This is a genomic window from Streptomyces roseifaciens (assembly GCF_001445655.1).
GTDB classification, from domain to species: domain Bacteria; phylum Actinomycetota; class Actinomycetes; order Streptomycetales; family Streptomycetaceae; genus Streptomyces; species Streptomyces aureoversilis.
This window is the reverse complement of sequence record NZ_LNBE01000004.1, coordinates 1906961-1925263: the sequence shown is the minus strand read 5'-3', so window position 1 is coordinate 1925263 and position 18303 is coordinate 1906961. Positions and strand designations below refer to the sequence as shown.

General features: G+C 71.3%; 17 protein-coding genes. 4 read left to right on the top strand and 13 right to left on the bottom strand.

Translation table 11 applies throughout. From position 1 onward, the window contains the following. Window positions 1-7: 7 nt before the first annotated feature. Window positions 8-1213, bottom strand: a complete 1206-nt coding sequence (locus tag AS857_RS25830; RefSeq protein WP_058047054.1) for a sensor histidine kinase — start codon at window positions 1211-1213, stop codon at window positions 8-10. 121 nt (window positions 1214-1334) lie between these two features. On the opposite strand from AS857_RS25830, the gene AS857_RS25825 reads away from it, so the two are divergent. Together AS857_RS25825 and AS857_RS25820 are read left to right on the top strand one after the other, a co-directional pair. After that, on the top strand, window positions 1335-2363 hold the full coding sequence (locus AS857_RS25825; RefSeq protein WP_058045626.1) for an SAM-dependent methyltransferase: 1029 nt from the start codon (window positions 1335-1337) through the stop codon (window positions 2361-2363). A gap of 22 nt (window positions 2364-2385) precedes the next feature. Then, the gene (locus tag AS857_RS25820; RefSeq protein WP_058045625.1) at window positions 2386-3528 is read left to right on the top strand and encodes an NADH-quinone oxidoreductase subunit D; all 1143 of its coding nucleotides are present in this window, start codon (window positions 2386-2388) and stop codon (window positions 3526-3528) included. A 100-nt stretch (window positions 3529-3628) separates the two neighbouring features. Here AS857_RS25820 and AS857_RS40100 read toward each other — a convergent pair whose 3' ends face one another. From AS857_RS40100 to AS857_RS25800, 4 genes are all read right to left on the bottom strand, one after another. Further along, entirely contained in the window at window positions 3629-4648 is a 1020-nt protein-coding gene (locus AS857_RS40100; RefSeq protein WP_063804359.1) for a hypothetical protein, read from the bottom strand. A gap of 183 nt (window positions 4649-4831) precedes the next feature. Then, on the bottom strand, window positions 4832-5833 hold the full coding sequence (locus AS857_RS25810) for an ABC transporter substrate-binding protein (RefSeq protein ID WP_063278432.1): 1002 nt from the start codon (window positions 5831-5833) through the stop codon (window positions 4832-4834). 88 nt (window positions 5834-5921) lie between these two features. Then, a complete protein-coding gene (locus AS857_RS25805) occupies window positions 5922-6605 on the bottom strand; it encodes an ABC transporter permease (RefSeq protein WP_058045622.1) in 684 nt (227 codons plus the stop codon). Further along, window positions 6605-7363, bottom strand: a complete 759-nt coding sequence (locus AS857_RS25800) for an ABC transporter permease (protein ID WP_058045621.1) — start codon at window positions 7361-7363, stop codon at window positions 6605-6607. Before AS857_RS25800 ends, AS857_RS25805 begins: the two co-directional genes overlap by 1 nt. A gap of 136 nt (window positions 7364-7499) precedes the next feature. Between AS857_RS25800 and AS857_RS25795 the strand changes: the two genes are divergently transcribed. Continuing rightward, complete coding sequence (locus AS857_RS25795; protein WP_058045620.1) at window positions 7500-8666, top strand: ABC transporter ATP-binding protein; 1167 nt, start codon at window positions 7500-7502, stop codon at window positions 8664-8666. Between the two features lie 70 nt (window positions 8667-8736). Here AS857_RS25795 and AS857_RS25790 read toward each other — a convergent pair whose 3' ends face one another. The 6 genes from AS857_RS25790 to AS857_RS25765 form a co-directional block, all read right to left on the bottom strand. After that, window positions 8737-9231, bottom strand: a complete 495-nt coding sequence (locus tag AS857_RS25790) for a DUF3180 domain-containing protein (RefSeq protein WP_058047053.1) — start codon at window positions 9229-9231, stop codon at window positions 8737-8739. Between the two features lie 62 nt (window positions 9232-9293). After that, window positions 9294-9887, bottom strand: a complete 594-nt coding sequence (gene folK / locus AS857_RS25785; RefSeq protein ID WP_058045619.1) for a 2-amino-4-hydroxy-6-hydroxymethyldihydropteridine diphosphokinase — start codon at window positions 9885-9887, stop codon at window positions 9294-9296. After that, window positions 9884-10243 (bottom strand): dihydroneopterin aldolase, encoded by a 360-nt coding sequence (gene folB / locus AS857_RS25780; protein ID WP_058045618.1) that lies wholly within the window; start codon window positions 10241-10243, stop codon window positions 9884-9886. The genes folK and folB overlap by 4 nt, the downstream gene beginning before the upstream one ends. A gap of 311 nt (window positions 10244-10554) precedes the next feature. Beyond that, window positions 10555-11043: a nuclear transport factor 2 family protein gene (locus AS857_RS25775; RefSeq protein WP_058045617.1), complete on the bottom strand. Its 489-nt coding sequence runs from the start codon at window positions 11041-11043 to the stop codon at window positions 10555-10557. After that, window positions 11040-11969, bottom strand: a complete 930-nt coding sequence (gene folP / locus AS857_RS25770) for a dihydropteroate synthase (RefSeq protein ID WP_063278431.1) — start codon at window positions 11967-11969, stop codon at window positions 11040-11042. The genes AS857_RS25775 and folP overlap by 4 nt, the downstream gene beginning before the upstream one ends. Before the next feature lie 103 nt (window positions 11970-12072). Next, window positions 12073-13926, bottom strand: coding sequence for a phosphatidylglycerol lysyltransferase domain-containing protein (locus AS857_RS25765; RefSeq protein WP_079110623.1), 1854 nt, complete (start codon window positions 13924-13926; stop codon window positions 12073-12075). A gap of 169 nt (window positions 13927-14095) precedes the next feature. On the opposite strand from AS857_RS25765, the gene AS857_RS25760 reads away from it, so the two are divergent. Next, window positions 14096-15205: an alpha/beta hydrolase gene (locus AS857_RS25760; RefSeq protein WP_058045614.1), complete on the top strand. Its 1110-nt coding sequence runs from the start codon at window positions 14096-14098 to the stop codon at window positions 15203-15205. A gap of 177 nt (window positions 15206-15382) precedes the next feature. Here the strand turns inward: AS857_RS25760 and folE are convergent, their stop codons facing one another. Together folE and ftsH are read right to left on the bottom strand one after the other, a co-directional pair. Then, window positions 15383-15988, bottom strand: coding sequence for a GTP cyclohydrolase I FolE (folE, locus tag AS857_RS25755; RefSeq protein ID WP_058045613.1), 606 nt, complete (start codon window positions 15986-15988; stop codon window positions 15383-15385). Between the two features lie 143 nt (window positions 15989-16131). Next, window positions 16132-18126 (bottom strand): ATP-dependent zinc metalloprotease FtsH, encoded by a 1995-nt coding sequence (gene ftsH, locus AS857_RS25750; protein WP_058045612.1) that lies wholly within the window; start codon window positions 18124-18126, stop codon window positions 16132-16134. Between the last annotated feature and the right edge of the window lie 177 nt (window positions 18127-18303).

The window sequence follows — 18303 nt, the reverse complement described above, 5'->3', positions numbered from 1 at the left end:
ACCATGGTCAGCGACCGCCCGGCTTCACCGGCAGCAGCACGCTGATCCGGAACCCGCCGCCGGGCCGCGGGCCCGCGTCCAGCGTGCCCCCGACCATGCCGACGCGCTCGCGCATCCCGATCAGGCCGTGGCCCATGCCGTCGGCGCCGCCCGCCTCGTACAGCTCGTGCTGCGCGCCCCGGCCGTCGTCCTCGACGAGCAGGCCGAGCCCGTCGTCGAAGTACGTCAGGCGGACGCTCGCACCGGCCTCCGGGCCGCCGTGCTTGCGGGTGTTGGTCAGGGCTTCCTGCACGATGCGGTAGGCGGTCAGCTCCACGCCGCTGGGCAGCGGGCGGGCCGCGCCCTCGACCTCGTACTCCACGGGCAGGCCCGCGTCGCGCACCTGCTCGACCAGATCGCCGATCTGCTCGACGTCGGGCTGCGGCACGTAGTCCCCGCCCTCGGTGGTGCCCTCCTCGGTGCGCAGGACGCCCAGCAGGCGGCGCATCTCGGCCAGCGCCTGGCGGCCCGTGCCGGAGATCGTCTCCAGGGCCTGCTTGGCCTGCTCGGGCGAGGCGTCGAGGACGTACGCGGCGCCGTCGGCCTGGACGACCATCACCGAGACGTTGTGCGCGACGACGTCGTGCAGCTCGCGGGCGATGCGCGCCCGCTCGGCCGTCACGGCCATCCGCGCCTGCTGCTCGCGGTCCTTCTCCAGGCGGGTGGCGCGCTCCTCCAGCTGGGCCCAGTACGCGCGGCGGGTGCGCATGGAGTCGCCGAGCACCCAGGCGAGGACGAAGGGGGCGGTGAGGAAGGCCAGGGCGATGAGCGTGCCGCCGATCCCGCGGTCGACGACCGGCCACCGGATCAGGAAGAGCACCGGCGCGGCCAGCCCGCCGGCCAGGGCCACCCTCGACGCCCAGCGGACGTGGCCGGAGGCGACGGTGTACACGATCGCGAGCATCGCGATGTCGGCGATCGTGCCCTGGACGTCGGCCGCGATCTGGGCGAGGCCGCTGGCGATCGCCAGGAACAGCATCGGCACGGGGGCGCGGCGGCGCAGGGCGATCACGAGGCTGAGGGTCACCACCGTGACGACGTTCACGGCCTGCTGGGTCCCCGACACGCCGTGTTCCTCGGCGGCGGCGAGCATGCTGATCCCGAACAGCAGGAAGGCCCAGAAGCTGTCCACACCCGTCGGGTGCCTGCGGAGAAAGTCGTAGAGGCGGTGCACGTCACCCAGCGTAGGCACGTCGGGTACGTGCCGGGGTCAGCCCGGCGATCGATCCGGTGACGCTCCTTCTACTCCGCAAGGTGGAGGCGGCGTGTCCGCGAAGGGCGCATAGCGTGTGCGTATGGCAAGCGGAACGATGACATGGCGCGCTGCGACCGAGGCCGCGCTCTACGGTCCCGGCGGCTTCTACCGGCGCCCCGAGGGCCCCGCCGGGCACTTCCGAACCTCCGTGCACGCCTCCCCGCTGTACGCAGGGGCCGTCGCCGAGCTGCTGCGCCGGGTCGACGAGGCGCTCGGGCACCCGGCGGAGCTGACCTTCACGGACGTCGGCGCCGGCCGCGGCGAACTGCTCACCGGCGTCCTCGCCCGGCTGCCGGAGAAGGTGACGGCGCGGCTGAGGCCGGTCGCCGTCGAGCGGGCCGCCCGCCCGGACGGCCTGGACCCGCGCATCACCTGGGTGGGTGACATCCCGGACGGCACCGAGGGCCTGCTGTTCGCCAACGAATGGCTCGACAACGTGCCCGTGGACGTCGCCGAGACCGACGCCGAGGGCGTCGCGCGCCAGGTGCTCGTCCAGGAGGACGGCGAGGAGATGCTCGGCGAGCCGGTCACGGGCGGGGACGCCGCGTGGCTCGCCCGCTGGTGGCCCGTCGACGGCGCGCCCCCCGGCACCCGCGCCGAGATCGGGCACCCGCGCGACGCCGCCTGGGCGCGGGCCGTGGGCAGCCTGCGCGCCGGCCTCGCCGTGGCCGTCGACTACGCCCACGAGCGGGCCGGCCGCCCGCCCTTCGGCACCCTGGCCGGCTTCCGCGAGGGCCGCGAGGTGCGGCCGGTGCCGGACGGCTCGTGCGACATCACCGCCCACGTCGCCATGGACGCGTGCGCGGGCCCCGGCAGCACCGTGCTGACCCAGCGCGAGGCGCTGCACGCCCTCGGCGTGGACGGCGGCCGCCCGCCGCTGTCGCTCGCCTCGACCGACCCGGCCGCCTACGTCCGCGCGCTGGGGCGGGCGGGCGAGGCCGCCGAGCTCACCTCCCCGGCGGGCCTGGGCGCCTTCGGCTGGCTGGTGCAGCCCGTCGGCGAGGCCTGCCGGGGGCTGCTCCCGGGCCGCCCGGACCCCGCCCCGGACGGGGCCGGGGCAGAAGGCTGACAGACTTGTCCCCATGACCCCCATGACGGAGACGACAGTCGGCATCGGCGGTGCGGCGGAGAGCACCGACATGGTGCTCAACATCGGACCCCAGCACCCGTCCACGCACGGCGTGCTGCGCCTGCGGCTCGTCCTCGACGGCGAGCGGGTCCGCGAGGCCGAGCCGATCGTCGGCTACATGCACCGCGGCGCGGAGAAGCTCTTCGAGGCCCGCGACTACCGGCAGATCATCATGCTCGCCAACCGCCACGACTGGCTGTCGGCGTTCTCCAACGAGCTGGGCGTCGTCCTGGCCGTCGAGCGGATGCTCGGCATGGAGGTCCCCGAGCGCGCCGTGTGGACCCGTACGCTCCTCGCCGAGCTGAACCGGGTCCTCAACCACCTGATGTTCCTCGGCTCCTACCCCCTGGAGCTCGGCGGCATCACCCCCGTCTTCCACGCCTTCCACGAGCGCGAGGAGCTCCAGACGGTGATGGAGGAGGTCTCCGGCGGCCGCATGCACTACATGTTCAACCGCGTCGGCGGCCTCAAGGAGGACCTGCCCGCCGGCTGGCTGGGCCGGGCGCGGCACGCCGTGGCCCAGGTCCGCTCCCGGATGGACGTCTACGACCGGCTCGTGCTCGGCAACGAGATCTTCCGGGCCCGTACGCGCGGCGTCGGCGTGCTCACGCGCGAGACGGTGCACGCGTACGGGGTCAGCGGCCCCATCGCCCGCGCGTCCGGCGTCGACTTCGACCTGCGCCGCGACGAGCCGTACCTCGCCTACGGGGAGCTGCAGGACACCCTGAAGGTCGTCACCCGCGAGGACGGCGACTGCCTGGCGCGCTTCGAGTGTCTGCTGGAGCAGACCCACAACGCGCTGGAGCTCGCCGAGGCCTGCCTCGACCGGATCGCCGAGCTGCCGCCCGGGCCGATCAACCAGCGGCTGCCGAAGGTCCTCAAGGCCCCCGAGGGCGCGACCTACGCGTGGACCGAGAACCCGCTCGGCCTCAACGGCTACTACCTGGTCTCGAAGGGCGAGAAGACGCCGTACCGGCTGAAGCTGCGCTCCGCGTCCTTCAACAACATCCAGGCGCTGACCGAGCTGCTGCCGGGGACGCTGGTCGCCGACATGGTGGCGATCCTGGGGTCGCTGTTCTTCGTGGTCGGCGACATCGACAAGTAGACGCCGGCGAGGCCGGCGAGTAAGCATCGGCGAGTCAACGCAGAACCCCCGGTGGGCATCCACCGGGGGTTTCGTTTCTGCAGGCCGGGTCGCGGGCTGCCTACGAGGCGGCCGTACGCAGCTCGGCCACGTCTATCTGCTCGGTCTCGTCGTGCGCGGTCAGGTCGATGACGTCGTCCCCGGCGCGCTCGCCGTCCTTCCCGGCCTCCGCGTCGGCCTCGGCCTCGGCCTTGGCCTTGGCCTCGGCGAGGGCCTCCTCGCCGACGACGTCCGCGAGGTCCGTCTCCTCGACGGGGCGCTGGGCCGGGGCCGGGCGCTGGGTGCCGAAGAAGTCGAAGCCGCCCGTGGCACGGGAGGCGGGACGCCGGGCGGGGGCCTGCGGCACGGCGGCGCGGAGCGCGGGCTTGAGGGCGGCGCCGGGCTCCGGCTTGCCCTCGGTCTCCGGCTCGGCCGGCTTGCCCGCCTCGACAGGCTTGCCCGCCTCGGCCGGCTCGGCCGACTCGGGCGCCCGCTCCGTGCCCGGACGCGCCTCCGGGCGCGGCTGCGGCACGGCCTCGGACGCCGCGCGGGAAGCGCTCGCGGGCTTCTGCCGGGGCAGGGCCGCGGGCCCCGGGGCGGGCCGGGCCCCACTCTTGGGCTCGGCCTCCGCCGCGCCGCCGCCCAGGCTGCGCAGCGCCTCCGCGGCCTTGCGGTACGCGGCCGGGTCGACGGCCGGGCCGGGCACCGTGAGCGGCGCGCCGGGCCCCAGCGCCGGGGCGCCGAGGGACGCACCGCCCCGGGCGACCCGGCGGCTCTCCAGCGCGCTGGCCCGCCCGGTCTCGGCGGCGGCGTAGCGGCGCAGCAGGTCGGCGTGCTCGGTGCGGAGACGGGCCAGCTCGGCGCGCTTGCCGCGCAGCTTGGACTCCAGCCGGGCCTTGGCCGCCCGGGTGTCCTCCAGGTCCGTCTCCAGCTCGGCTATGCGCTCCTCGGTCTTCCACTCGTCCCGTGTGCGGGCGGCGGTGAGCTGGGCGACCCGCCTTCCGGCGGAGCGGTCCCAACGGCGCATCAGCACGGCACCGACCACCGCGGCGGCGGCTGCCGCCGCGGCGAGGCCCCGGATGACGACCGTTTCACCTACCACCCAGGCACCGGCGGCGCAGGCGACGGATGTCGCGGCGACCGCCGATGGGGGAAGAAGCCTGTGCAGGGATGGCGAATGGCGGTGGCGTCCTCGTGGCATGGCCTGAAACTTACCGTGCGTCGCCTTCGGAGTGTGACTCCACCACGAAACTCTTCCCTTGATCTTACTTGTCCCCTACACCTCTCACTTCGTCAGCAGCCCCTTCTCCTTGAGGTACTGCGCGGCGACATCCGCGGGCTTGAGCCGCTGCGCATCAACCTTCTTGTTGAGTTCGGTGAGATCTTCCGTGGTCAGCACCCTGGTGAGCTTCGCGAGAGCATCGGCGACCTTCTGCGAACCGGCCTTCTCCGCATTCACCACCGGCAGCACGTTGTCGGAGTTCTGGAGCTTCTTGTCGTCCTTGAGCAGGACCAGTCCGAACTGTTCGAGGGTGGCATCCGTGGTGGTGGTCAGGAGCAGCTGCGCCTTGCCGTCCTTGACCGCCTGCTTGGCCTGGACGCTGCCCACCTCCAGCGGGCTGATGCCCGCGACCTTGATGCCGTAGGTCTTCTCCAGGCCGGGCTGGCAGAAGGGCCGCTGCGGGCATTCGTCACCAGCCGCGAGCTTGACCTCCTGACTCGACTTCCCAAGATCGGAAAGCGTCTTGAGCTGGTGTTTCTCCGCGAACTCCGCCGTCACCGCGAAGGCGTTCTGATCGACCGCGCGCCCCGGATCGAGCACCTTCAGTCCGCGCGGCTCCGCGAGTTTGCGCAGGGCCTTCACCGTGGCATCCGCGTCGGCCGACGCGACGGCGGGAGCGTCCTTGCCGTTCTGCTTCTTGTTCAGGAATTCGGCGAGCGTCGCCGCATACTCCGGGACGACGTCGATCCGGCCCTTCTCCAGCTCCGGTTCATAGAGCTCGCGCGCCTCGGCCGTCCTGATCGACGGGGAATATCCGGCGTCCTTCAGCAGGCCCGCGTATATCTCGGCGAGCACCTTGGACTCCGTGAACCCCGCCGACCCGATGACGAGGGAACCCCCGCCCGGCTTCGCCGAGCCGCCGCCCCCTCCCCCGGACTTCTCCAGGCTGTCGCCCCCGCACGCGGCGAGGCCCGCCGTCAGGGCGGTGACACCGGCCATCGCCAGCAGGGCGCGGGAGGTCCGTGCCCGGCGCGGGGCGCTGCTCGCGGAACCGGCAGAAAACATGGGAAACACAGAAAACACGAAAAAATCCGCCCTTCGGTTCCGGCGCCCGGCTCTCCGGCCGCCGTCGCTTCGATGACCGGCGCCGCGCCTACCCCGGCACCGGACCCGTACGCCGGCGCACCGGATCCAGCAGCCGCTCGGCCGCCACCAGCACGCCCTCGACGAGCAGGGCGAGCACCGCCACCAGGAGCGCGCCCGCCACCACTTGGGCGGTGTCGGTGAGCCGGAAGCCGGCCGTGATGATGCGGCCCAGGCCGCCGCCGCCGGGCAGGGCGGCGAGCGTGGTCGTCGCCACGACCTGGACGGCGGCGGTCCGCACGCCCGTCACGATCAGCGGGAAGGCCAGTGGGAGCTCGACACGGGCGATCAGCTGACGGCCTGTCATTCCCATGCCGCGGGCCGCCTCGACCACGTCGCGATCCACCTCGCGCATGCCCACGTAGGCGTTGGTCAGCAGCGGGGGTATCGCGAACAGCACCAGGGCGATGACCGTGGGCCAGGAGCCGTGCGTGCCCAGCGGGCTGAGCAGCAACAGCACCAGCACGGCGAAAGTGGGCACCGCGCGGCCCGCGTTGGAGAGGTTCACCGCGAGGGCGCCGCCCTTGCCCAGATGGCCCAGCAGCACGGCCACCGGAAGCGCTATCGCGCAGGAGAGGGCCAGGCACACCACCGTCAGGAACAGATGCTCACCGAGCCGGTGCCACACGCCGTCGGTGCCCGACCAGTGCGCGCCGGTGGCCAGCCACGTCCACGTACGCTCGACGACCCCCATCAGAGCGCCCCCTCGGCAGCCGCGGGCCGGCCGGTGGCCTTCCCGCCCCCGGGGCCGGACTTCGCCTTCCCCGCCGCCTTCCCGGCCTTCTTCCCCGCCCTCGTCCACGGGGTGAGCAGCCGCTGGACGAGCAGCAGAAGCAGATCGGCCGCGACGGCCAGGGCCACGCAGAGCACCGAGGCGGTGAGCACCTGCGCCTTGAAGTAGCTGTGCATCCCGTCGTAGACGAGATTGCCCAGACCGCCGTAGTGGAGGATCGCGCCGACGGTGGTGAGCGAGATCGTGGAGACCGTGGTGATCCGCAGACCCGCCATCAGGGCCGGGAGCGCCAGGGGCAGTTCCACCCCGAAGAGCAGGCGCACCGGGCCGTAGCCCATGCCGCGGGCCGCCTCCCGCGTCTCCTCCGGGACCGCGGCGAGCCCGGCGAGGATGTTGCGCACGAGGATCGTGAGCGAATACAGCACGAGGCCCGTGATCACGACGGCCGGCGACAGCCCGAAGAACGGCACCAGGAGCGAGAACATCGCCAGCGACGGCACCGTGTACAGCACGGTGGTCAGGCCGAGGACCGGGCCGGCCACCGCGCGCCACCTGCGGGCCAGCAGCGCGAGCGGAAAGGCCACGAGCAGCCCGATCGCGACCGACGCGAGCGTGATGCCGATGTGCTGGAGCGTGGCGTCCGTCAACTCCTGGCCCCGCGTGCGCAGATACTCGCCGCAGATCCAGTCATTGCTGATCAGGCAGTCCTGACCGGCCATGCGCTCCCACCTCCCCCAGGCCGCCGACCGTCGGTTTGCCGGTTACCAGCGACCCTAACCCGGGGCACTGACATTCGAGCCGGCCGCCACACAACGGCAACAATGTCCGCAGGGAGTACGGCCAGAATGGGGAACCATGATCCGCTTCGAACACGTCACCAAGCGCTACGCCGACGGCACGACCGCCGTGGACGACCTGTCCTTCGAAGTGGCGGAGGGCGAGCTGGTCACGCTCGTGGGACCGTCCGGTTGCGGCAAGACCACCACGATGAAGATGGTCAACCGGCTCATCGAGCCCACGTCGGGACGGATCCTCCTCGACGGCGACGACATCGCCGGCGTCGACCCCGTCGAACTGCGGCGCCGCATCGGCTACGTCATCCAGCAGGTCGGGCTCTTCCCCCACAAGACCGTGCTGGAGAACACCGCGACCGTCCCCCACCTGCTGGGCTGGCAGCGGAAGAAGGCCCGGGAGCGGGCCGCCGAACTGCTCGACCTCGTCGGCCTCGACCCGGCCGTCCACGGCGCCCGCTACCCCCACCAGCTCTCCGGCGGGCAGCGGCAGCGGGTCGGCGTCGCGCGGGCGCTCGCCGCGGACCCGCCCGTGCTGCTCATGGACGAGCCGTTCGGTGCGGTCGACCCGGTGGTGCGGGAGCGGCTCCAGAGCGAGTTCCTGCGGCTGCAGTCGCAGGTCCGCAAGACCGTCCTGTTCGTCACGCACGACATCGAGGAGGCCGTCCGGCTCGGCGACCGCATCGCCGTCTACGGCCACGGCCGCATCGAACAGTTCGACGCCCCGGCGACGGTGCTGGGCGCGCCCGCCACGCCCTACGTCGCCGACTTCGTCGGGGCCGACCGGGGCCTGAAGCGGCTCTCGGTCACCCCGATCGAAGCGGGCGACCTCGAACAGCCTCCGGTCGTCCACCTGGACGACACCGTGGCGGCCGCCGGCGCCGCACTGGCCGTGGACGACGCCCGGTGGGCCGTCGTCCTCGACGACGCCGACCGGCTCCACGGCTGGATCTCGGCCGAAGCGCTCGCCGACGGCGGGGGCACGGTACGGGAACGGGCACGCCGCATGGACGCCTGGCTCCCGGTAGGGGCCTCGCTCAAGCAGGCCTTCAGCACGATGCTGCAGCACGACGCAGGCTGGATCGCCGTCCTGGACGGCGCCGCAGCGGACCGCTTCGTAGGCGTCCTGACCCCGGCCCGGCTGCACGAGGCGCTGCGCCGCTCGATCGACGCAGACGCGAGGGGCGCTGCGCGCAGCGAGGTAGATCTCGAGAGCATCCCCGGGGCATAGCCCGGGGATGCTCTCGGGCGAGCCCGGACGGGGCGGGTTCAAGGGTGCTGCGCACCCCTGGGCGGCGGGGTCAGCCGCGGGCCGTGCCCGGGCCGCCCGGGCCCTCGTCCTCGTCCTCGGGGAGTTTGCAGACGCGCTCCAGGAAGAACGCCGCGGCGATCACGGCCACGCCCGCGACGACCGACGCGCCCGCGTAGATCACCTGTTCGCGGCGGACCGCGACGTCCAGGCCGTCGAGGCCGAGGAAGACGCCGACGCCGCCGTACATGCCGGCGACGAGCGCCGCGACCAGCGCGCTGGCCTGGCCGAAGACGACCGCGCGGGCGGCGAGCAGCGGATCGACGCCCTTCGCCCCGGGGCGCCGCTCGCGCTGCGCGCGCAGCCGGGCGCGGAGGGAGAGCGCCGTGGCGGCGAGGACGACGGCGATGACCGCGAGCACGATGGGCGCGGCCACCGGCACCCGCGGCAGCGTGCCGACCGCGTCCCACAGCCGGGCGCCCGCCCAGGAGAGCACCCCGGCCACGGCGAACAGCCCGGCCAGGACACCGATCCGCAGTTGCTTCACCGAGCCGTCGCTCCTCTTCTCGATCACGTCCCCGGAACCGGGGGCCTACTCAGGGCAAACGCCTACTCGGGCAGCCGGAGTTCCAGGTCGACCCGCGGCTGCACGCCGTCGAGGCCGACGGCGGCGAGGAGCTCGACCACGGCGCCGCGGCCCGGCACAACGGCCTCAGGGTCAACATCGTGCCAGGGAGCGAGGACGAAGGCGCGCTCGTGGGCGCGCGGGTGCGGCAGGGTGAGCACGGGATCGGCGGAGACCACGTCCTGGTAGGCGACGATGTCGACGTCGAGGGTGCGCGGGCCCCAGCGCTCGTCCCGCACGCGCTCGAAGGCCTCCTCGATGGCGTGGCCGCGCTCGAGCAGGGAGTCCGGCGGGAGGGTGGTCTTCACGAGGACGACGGCGTTGAAGTAAGAGGGCTGGGTGCCGGGCTCGACGCCCCACGGCTCCGTCTCGTAGACCGGGGAGACGGCCTTGACCCGCAGGCCGGGCGTGTCCTCGAGGGCGTCGATCGCGCCCTGGAGGGTCTCCAGGCGGTTGCCGAGGTTGCTGCCCAGGGAGATCACGGCTCGTTTGGGATTGCTCAGGGTCACGTCCGCCGCGTCCACCTGCTCCACCACGGAGGCGGGCACCGGCTGCACGGTCGGGTCGCTGCTGCTCATACTCGGCTCCGCGTAATAGTGATCGTCACATCGTCAAAGGGCACGGTGATGGGGGCGTCCGGCTTGTGGACGACGACCTCCACTTCGCGCACCGCATCGTGCTTGAGGCAGTTCTGGGCGATCCGCTCGGCCAGGGTCTCGATGAGGTCGACGGGCTCACCCTGGACGATGCCGACCACTTCCTCCGCCACGACGCCGTAGTGCACGGTCTTCGCGAGGTCGTCGGAGGCGGCCGCGGGCCGGGTGTCCAGGCTCAGGACGAGGTCCACGATGAAGGTCTGCCCCTCTTCGCGCTCCCGGGGGAACACGCCGTGGTGCCCACGGGCCTTCAGGCCGCGCAGCGCGACACGATCCACACGAATCACTCCTGCTGGTCGTCGGACGGGGGCACCTCCGATGCCCGGTACCCACGTCGAATCTACCTGCGAGCGCCGACAGCGCTCGCACATGGAGGCTAGGGGTCGGTGTACATATCTGCGGATACTTCCGGACGTTTCGGGGCCTTTCGGACGGCTGGAGCAGCCGGCCGCTCCCGACTCGCGCCGCGCTTACCCGGCGACCCCGTCCCCCACCCCTACCCGCCTGCCCAGCAGCCCGAACGAGTGGCGGGCATTCCGCCGCGCTGACGTGGATCACGCCTCGTGGGGCGGGTGTGACGCGAGATACGTCACGCTCCCGGAATGCCGTCCGCGCCGTCCGGGCCGTCCGTTTCGTCCTCCTCGTCGTCGCGCCCGGCGAGCACCGGCGAGCCGTGGTGCGACCACACCTTCCACTCCCCGCCGACGCGCCGGAAGGCGTTCGTCGCCACGACGAGCTGCCCGACCAGGGGCCCGAGCTCGCCCTCCTCCTCGGCCGGGCCGCCGCTGAGGATGTTCTCCGTGCAGGTGACGAGGGCGGTGTCACCGGCGACCGAGACCTCGACGTCGGTGAGGAAGAACTGGATGTAGTCCGTGCTCGCCATGATCAGCGCATACGAGCGGAGCACCTCCTTCCGCCCGCGCAGCACCGGCCATCCGGGGTGGACGCACGACACGTCGGTGTCGGGGTCGTCCAGCCACAGGCGGCCCATCGCGTCCGTGTCGCCGCGCTCCACCGCCTCGTACAGCGCGGTGTTCGCCAGCTCGACCAGCTCGCCGTCCGTACGGGCGGTGCTCACACGGCCTCCTCGGCGCCTGCCGCGCCTGCCGCACCAGCCGCATCCGCCACGCCCGCTGCACCCGCCGCCGCGTCCTGCACCGCCTGCACCACGCGCACCGCATCCGCGCTGGCCCGCACCTCGTGCACCCGCACCGCCCAGGCGCCCTCGCGCGCCGAGAGCGCCGAGACCGCGGCCGTCGCGGCGTCCCGCTCCCGGGCCGGCGGCGGCTCGCCCCCGGGGCCGGCCAGCACCCGGCCGAGGAAGCGCTTGCGGGAGGCGGCCACCAGCATCGGCAGCCCCAGCTCCCGGCGCAGCCGCGCCAGGCCCGCCACCAGTGCGAGGTCGTGCTCGGCGTTCTTGGCGAAGCCCAGGCCCGGGTCCACGACGAGCCGCTCGGGGTCGACGCCCGCGGCGACCACGGCGTCCAGCCGCTGCTGCAGCTCGGCGATCACCTCGCCGACCACGTCCCCGTAGACCGCCCGGCTGTTCATGTCGGCGCTGAAGCCGCGCCAGTGCATCACCACGAAGGGCACCCGGGCCGTGGCCACCACGGGCACCATCGCCGGATCGGCGAGCCCGCCGCTCACATCGTTGACCAGGGCCGCTCCGGCCTCGACGGCCGCCTCCGCGACCGAGGCCCGCATGGTGTCCACCGACACCACGGCGCCCTCGGCCACCAGCTCGCGGACCACCGGGACCACCCGGCGCAGCTCCTCGCCCTCGTCCACCCGCGACGCGCCGGGGCGGGTGGACTCGCCGCCCACGTCGACCAGGTCGGCGCCGCCGGCGATGAGGTCGAGACCGCGCTTGACCGCGAGTTCGGTGTCGAACCAGCGCCCGCCGTCGGAGAACGAGTCCGGCGTGACGTTGACGACGCCCATCACCGCACAGCGATTCCACTCCGGCAGACCGACGGGCCCGTGACGACCGCGCAAGGTACTCATGGGACCAGCCTAGGGCGTGCCGTAAAGAGGAGTGCCCCCGACCGGAAGCCGGTCGGGGGCACTGCCGCACACACTTTCCGCGGGGTCACCACGGCGCGGGCGCTCACGCCGCGCGCGTGACCTCCGCGGCCGAGACCTGCTCGTCGGCGTCCTCCGGGACGTCCTTCGGCGGCGCCGGGCGGCGGCGCAGCAGGCGCGGCAGCTCCAGGAAGCCCTCCGCCTGCATCATCGCGAAGCCGATGCGGGGCAGGTCGCGGCTGTTCGGGAAGACGATGAAGCGCGGCTCCCAGCGCGGCCGGAACTTCTCGTTGAACTTGTACAGCGACTCGATCTGGAACCAGCGCGAGAGGAAGACCAGCACCGAGCGCTGGATGCGCACGACCGGGCCGGCGCCCAGCTTGCCGCCGCGCTCCAGGGCGGAGCGGAAGAACGCGAAGTTCAGCGACAGGCGCTTGATCTTGAGCTCGGGCGCGGCCTGCAGGAAGGCGACGATCAGGAGCTCGTTCATGCCCGGGTCCGCGCTGCGGTCGCGGCGCATGAGCTCCAGCGAGCTGCCGTCCGGGCCCCACGGCACGTAGTGCTGCATGGCGCGGAGGTCGCCGAACGGGCAGTCCTCGCCCTCCTCCGGGTCCTTGTGGGCGGTGGCGATGATGGCGTCCAGGTCCTTCGGGTCGCCGATGCGGCCCAGGGCCATCGAGAAGCCGCGCTCGTCCTCGGTGTCGCGCCAGGCGTTGGCGGCCTTCTGGACGGCCTCCAGCTCCTCGGGGTCCAGGTCGCCGACGCGGCGCACCTTGGTGCTGTAGCCGTTGCGCTCGATGCGCTTGACCATCTGGCGGACGTTGCGCATGGAACGGCCGGTCAGGGAGAAGTCGGACACCTCGACGATGGCCTCGTCACCCATCTCCAGGGCGTCCAGACCGGTCTCGCGGGTCCAGACCTCGCCGCCGGTCTCACTGCAGCCGGCGACGGCGGGCGTCCAGGAGTGGCGCTTGGCCAGCGCCATGAACTGCTCGATCGCGCCGGGCCAGGCCTCGACGTCACCGATGGGGTCGCCGCTCGCGAGCATCACGCCGGAGACGACGCGGTAGGAGACGGCCGCCTTGCCGGAGGGCGAGAAGACCGCGCTCTTGTCGCGGCGCAGCGCGAAGTGGCCGAGCGAGTCGCGGGCGCCATGCTTGGCGAGCAGCTCGCGCAGCTTGTCCTCGTCCTCCTCGGTGAGGACGGCGGCCGGGTACGCGGGCATGAAGGCCAGGTACGCGGTGGTGGCGACGGTCAGCAGGCCGAGGGCGCCCAGGGAGTAGCCGACGGTGTAGTCGACGTGCTCGGTGTAGCGGATCGAACCCTCGAAGCCGAAGAGGCCCCAGAGCACGTGCTGGATCTGCTCGCTGACCGGCGGGTCGCCGATCATCTGGTCCGGGTGCGAGCCGACGATCACCCAGCCGAGGCCGAAGCTGGCCGCGCCCATCAGGACGAAGTTGGCCGCGACCTTCCAGCGGCTGCGCGGGTCCGGCAGCGCGTAGAAGGAGCTCTTGTGCCACACGAGGTAGATGAAGAGCAGCAGGGAGAGGATCGCGCCGATGTAGGAGTGGCGGTAGACCAGCTGCGCGGCGGCGCCTATCGGCAGCAGCACCACGGCGGCGAGCCAGGCGCGCTGCTTGGCCCGCTTGAGCCCGTGGGCGAGCATCAGCAGCAGGATGCCGACGATGATCGAGCCGGCCGCGGCCAGCTGGGTCACCGAGCCGGGCAGCACCTCGGCGAGGCTGTGAACCTTGCTCCAGCGGAACCGGGGAACGACACCGGCAAGGACGTCGAGCAGGCCGATGAGGGCAGCGACCGTTCCCACGACGGCAGGCACGTTCTCGGGCTTGGGCCCTCTGACGATACGCGCAAGCCTCGACAGTCGCTTGGTTCCCTCGGGAACCCCATCGGACTTTTTGCCATCTACCCTGACAGACATCTCTTCCCGTCGTCCTGTCGAGTGGACCTGCGCCATCTGGCGGCAGCGCCCGGACAATGTGCGCCCTGTAGGACGACGGTTTCGGGGTTGAGGTTCCGCGGGGGGCCGAGCCCGGAAAGAAGTAACCATTCCGCGACTCGGCGCCGGGTCGCTCGGCAGAAAGCACCTCATGGGTCTCACCAGCATGGCAGTTCTGCTGCTTGCCATCGCGGCTGCGGTAGTGCTCTTCGCGTTGACCATTTGGCTCTGGCCCCGCCTGGGCAAACGGAGCGTGGGCTCCATACTCGGCAGGGTGGGCATGATGCTGGCCACACAGCTCACCCTGTTCGCAGCGATCGGCCTGTGGGCCAACCAGTCCTTCGGCTTCTACGGCTCCTGGGCCGACCTCTTCGGCCAGGTCAAGGAAGAGGGCGTGATCGTCGACCACAGCGCCGGCGGCAAGCGGGTGCAGGTCGTGAACACCCAGGCCGTGAAGGTGCCGCGGGGCAACGTCCCGCGCGTCGGCGGAAAGATCGAGAAGATCCAGGTCGCCGGCGTCGAGTCGAAGATCAACGGTCCGGCCTACGTATATCTGCCGCCGGAGTACTTCCAGCCGGAGTACGCGAACCGCAAATTCCCCGCCTCCGTCGTCCTGACCGGATACCCGGGCACCGCCGAGGCGCTCATCAAAGGGCTCGACTACCCGGTCCGCGCTCACAAGCTGAGCAAGGACAAGAAGATGCAGCCCACCGTTCTGGTGATGATGCGTCCGTCCATCATCGGCCAGCGCGACACCGAGTGCATCAACATACCGAACGGCCCGCAGGCCGAAACGTTCTTCGCCAAGGACCTGCGCAAGGCCATCACCGAGCAGTACCGGGTCGGCGACAAGGCCGCCAACTGGGGCATCATCGGCAACTCGACCGGCGGCTACTGCGCCCTGAAGATCGCCATGCGCAACCCGGACTCCTACAGCGCCGCGGCGTCCCTCTCGGGCTACTACAAGGCCCTCCAGGACCCCACGACCGGTTCCCTCTTCGGCGGCAGCAAGAAGCTGGAGAACGAGAACGACGTGATGTGGCGCCTCAAGCACGAGAAGACGCCGCCGATCTCCGTTCTGGTGACCAGCAGCAAGCAGGGCGAGCACAACTACAAGGACACGCTGAAGTTCATCGAGATGGCCAAGGGCTCGGCCCGGGTTTCCTCGATCATCCTGGACAGCGGCGGCCACAACTTCAACACGTGGCGTCGCGAGCTGAACCCGACCCTGAAGTGGATGGGCAGCCGGCTTTCCGCGTAACGCCTCCGGCGGTTCCCGCACCATTGCCGGTTCCGCCGTCCGCATTCCGCCGTCCGCATTCCGCCGAACACCCGCCGAAGTGGCTTCGCGCCGCTGCGGCGGGCTTTTCATTTCCGGCGGTGCCGGACCGGCCCGCATCGCGGCCCGGCCGCCGAGCCCCCGCGGGAGCGACCCCGCTCAGCGGGCCATGATCAGGCTCATCGCCTCCGCGCGCGTCGCGGGATCGCGCAGCTGGCCGCGGACCGCCGAGGTCAGCGTCTTCGCGCCCGGCTTGCGGATGCCCCGCATGGACATGCACATGTGCTCGCACTCGATGACCACGACCACGCCGCGCGGCTCCAGGATCTCCATCAGCGAGTCCGCGATCTGCGTGGTCAGGCGCTCCTGGACCTGCGGCCGGCGGGCGTAGACGTCCACCAGGCGGGCCAGCTTCGACAGCCCGGTGATCTTCCCGCTGGTCGACGGGATGTAGCCGACGTGCGCCACGCCGTGGAACGGCACCAGGTGGTGCTCACAGGTGCTGTAGACCTCGATGTCGCGCACGAGCACCATCTCGTCGTGCCCGAGGTCGAACGTCGTGGTCAGCACGTCCTCCGGCTCCTGCCAGAGCCCCGCGAATATCTCCTTGTACGCGCGTGCCACCCGGGCCGGCGTCTCCCGCAGGCCCTCCCGGTCCGGGTCCTCACCCACGGCGAGGAGCAGCTCACGCACCGCGTTCTCGGCGCGCTTCTCGTCGAATGCGCCGACGTTCCGCTCGGCGTCCAGCGTCACCGGGTCGGTCATGGAGTGCCTCGTTCTCTCGTGCGTTCGTAGCAACCGGCACGGCCGGATAAACGGGATGCCGCGTCCCCCAGGCTAAAACCTGGGTGACGCGGCATCCATTCCGGGCCCTGTGGTGCAGGGCCCGGCAGGGCCTGTGCGGCGGCTCAGTTCTCCGGGCGGGCGTCGTCCGGGAGGTCGAGCGACTCCATAGTCTGGCCGCCGTTGCTCGGGGCGAGCTCCTTGGGGGAGAGCACCGGCGGGCGGGTGGAGGGGGTGCGCCGCGAGGAGCCGGTCCACGCCGGGCGGGCGGGGCGCCGGACCACGTGCTTGAAGATCTCGGCGATCTCCTCCTTGTTCAGCGTCTCCTTCTCCAGGAGGGCCAGAACCAGGTTGTCGAGGATGTCGCGGTTCTCGACGAGGATCTCCCACGCCTCGTTGTGCGCGGTCTCGATGAGCTTCTTGACCTCTTCGTCGACCAGCGCGGCGACCTCTTCGGAGTAATCGCGCTGGTGCGACATCTCGCGGCCCAGGAACGGCTCGGAATTGTCGGAGCCGAACTTGATCGCGCCGAGGCGCTCGGTCATGCCGTACTGCGTGACCATCGCGCGGGCCGTGGCGGTGGCCTTCTCGATGTCGTTGGCGGCACCGGTGGTCGGGTCGTGGAAGACGAGCTCCTCCGCCGCGCGGCCGCCCAGCATGTACGCCAGCTGGTCGAGCATCTCGTTGCGGGTGGTGGAGTACTTGTCCTCGTCGGGCAGGACCATGGTGTAGCCGAGGGCACGGCCGCGGGACAGGATCGTGATCTTGTGCACCGGGTCGGAGTTCGGCGAAGCCGCCGCGACCAGGGCGTGACCGCCCTCGTGGTACGCGGTGATCTTCTTTTCCTTGTCGCTCATGATCCGGGTCCGCTTCTGCGGGCCGGCCACGACGCGGTCGATCGCCTCGTCCAGGAAGTGGTTGTCGATCAGCTTCTTGTCGCTGCGGGCCGTGAGGAGCGCGGCCTCGTTCAGCACGTTGGAGAGATCGGCACCGGTGAAGCCGGGGGTGCGGCGGGCGACGGCCGACAGGTCGACGTCCGGGGCGACCGGCTTGCCCTTCTGGTGGACCTTGAGGATCTCCAGACGGCCCTGCATGTCCGGGCGGTCGACGGCGATCTGCCGGTCGAAACGGCCGGGGCGCAGCAGCGCCGGGTCGAGGATGTCGGGACGGTTCGTGGCGGCGATCAGGATGACGCCGCCCTTGACGTCGAAGCCGTCCATCTCGACGAGGAGCTGGTTCAGGGTCTGCTCGCGCTCGTCGTGACCGCCGCCGAGGCCCGCACCGCGGTGCCGGCCGACGGCGTCGATCTCGTCGACGAAGACGATGGCCGGGGCGTTGGCCTTGGCCTGCTCGAAGAGGTCACGGACCCGGGACGCACCGACACCGACGAACATCTCGACGAAGTCGGAGCCGGAGATCGAGTAGAACGGCACGCCCGCCTCGCCGGCGACGGCGCGCGCGAGCAGCGTCTTGCCCGTACCGGGCGGGCCGTAGAGCAGCACACCCTTGGGGATCTTGGCGCCGACGGCCTGGAACTTCGCCGGCTCCTGCAGGAACTCCTTGATCTCGTGGAGCTCCTCGACGGCCTCGTCGGCGCCGGCGACGTCGGAGAACGTCGTCTTGGGGGTGTCCTTGGTGATCAGCTTGGCCTTGGACTTCCCGAAGTTCATCACCCGGGAGCCGCCGCCCTGCATCTGATTCATCAGGAACAGGAAGACCACGACGATGAGGACGAACGGCAGCAACGACAGCAGAACGCCGATGAACGGGTTCTGCTTGGACGTCGAGACGTTGTATCCCTCCGGGATCATGTTCTTCTCGGCGTTGGCCTGCAGGGACTTCGCGATGTCGACGCCCTGCTCGCCGATGTAGTTCGCCTGGATCTTGCTCGAGCCCTTGACCTTCTGGCCGTCCTTGAGCTCAACCTTGATCTTGTTCTCGTCGCCGGTCGTCAGCTCGGCCGATTTCACCAGGTCCTTGTTGATCGCGTTGACGACCTGGCTGGTGTCCACCGACTTGTAGCCGCCGCCGGAGCCGACGACCTGCATCAACACGACCACGGCGAGGACGGCCAGCACGATCCACATGACCGGCCCACGGAAGTAGCGCTTCACGTCCATCCATACGGGGCGCGAGCGCCCCGTCCCTCCTGCCACAGTGAGGCACGGCCAGCCCCTGGACGGGGTGCCTGTGCGTACGGTGTCCTGCTCGACCTTGAAAGCTTGACTTGAAAGCCTGAAAAAGACTGACCTTCGGACGGTACCCCAGCATTGTCTCCCGACGCCGCTGCAGACGGT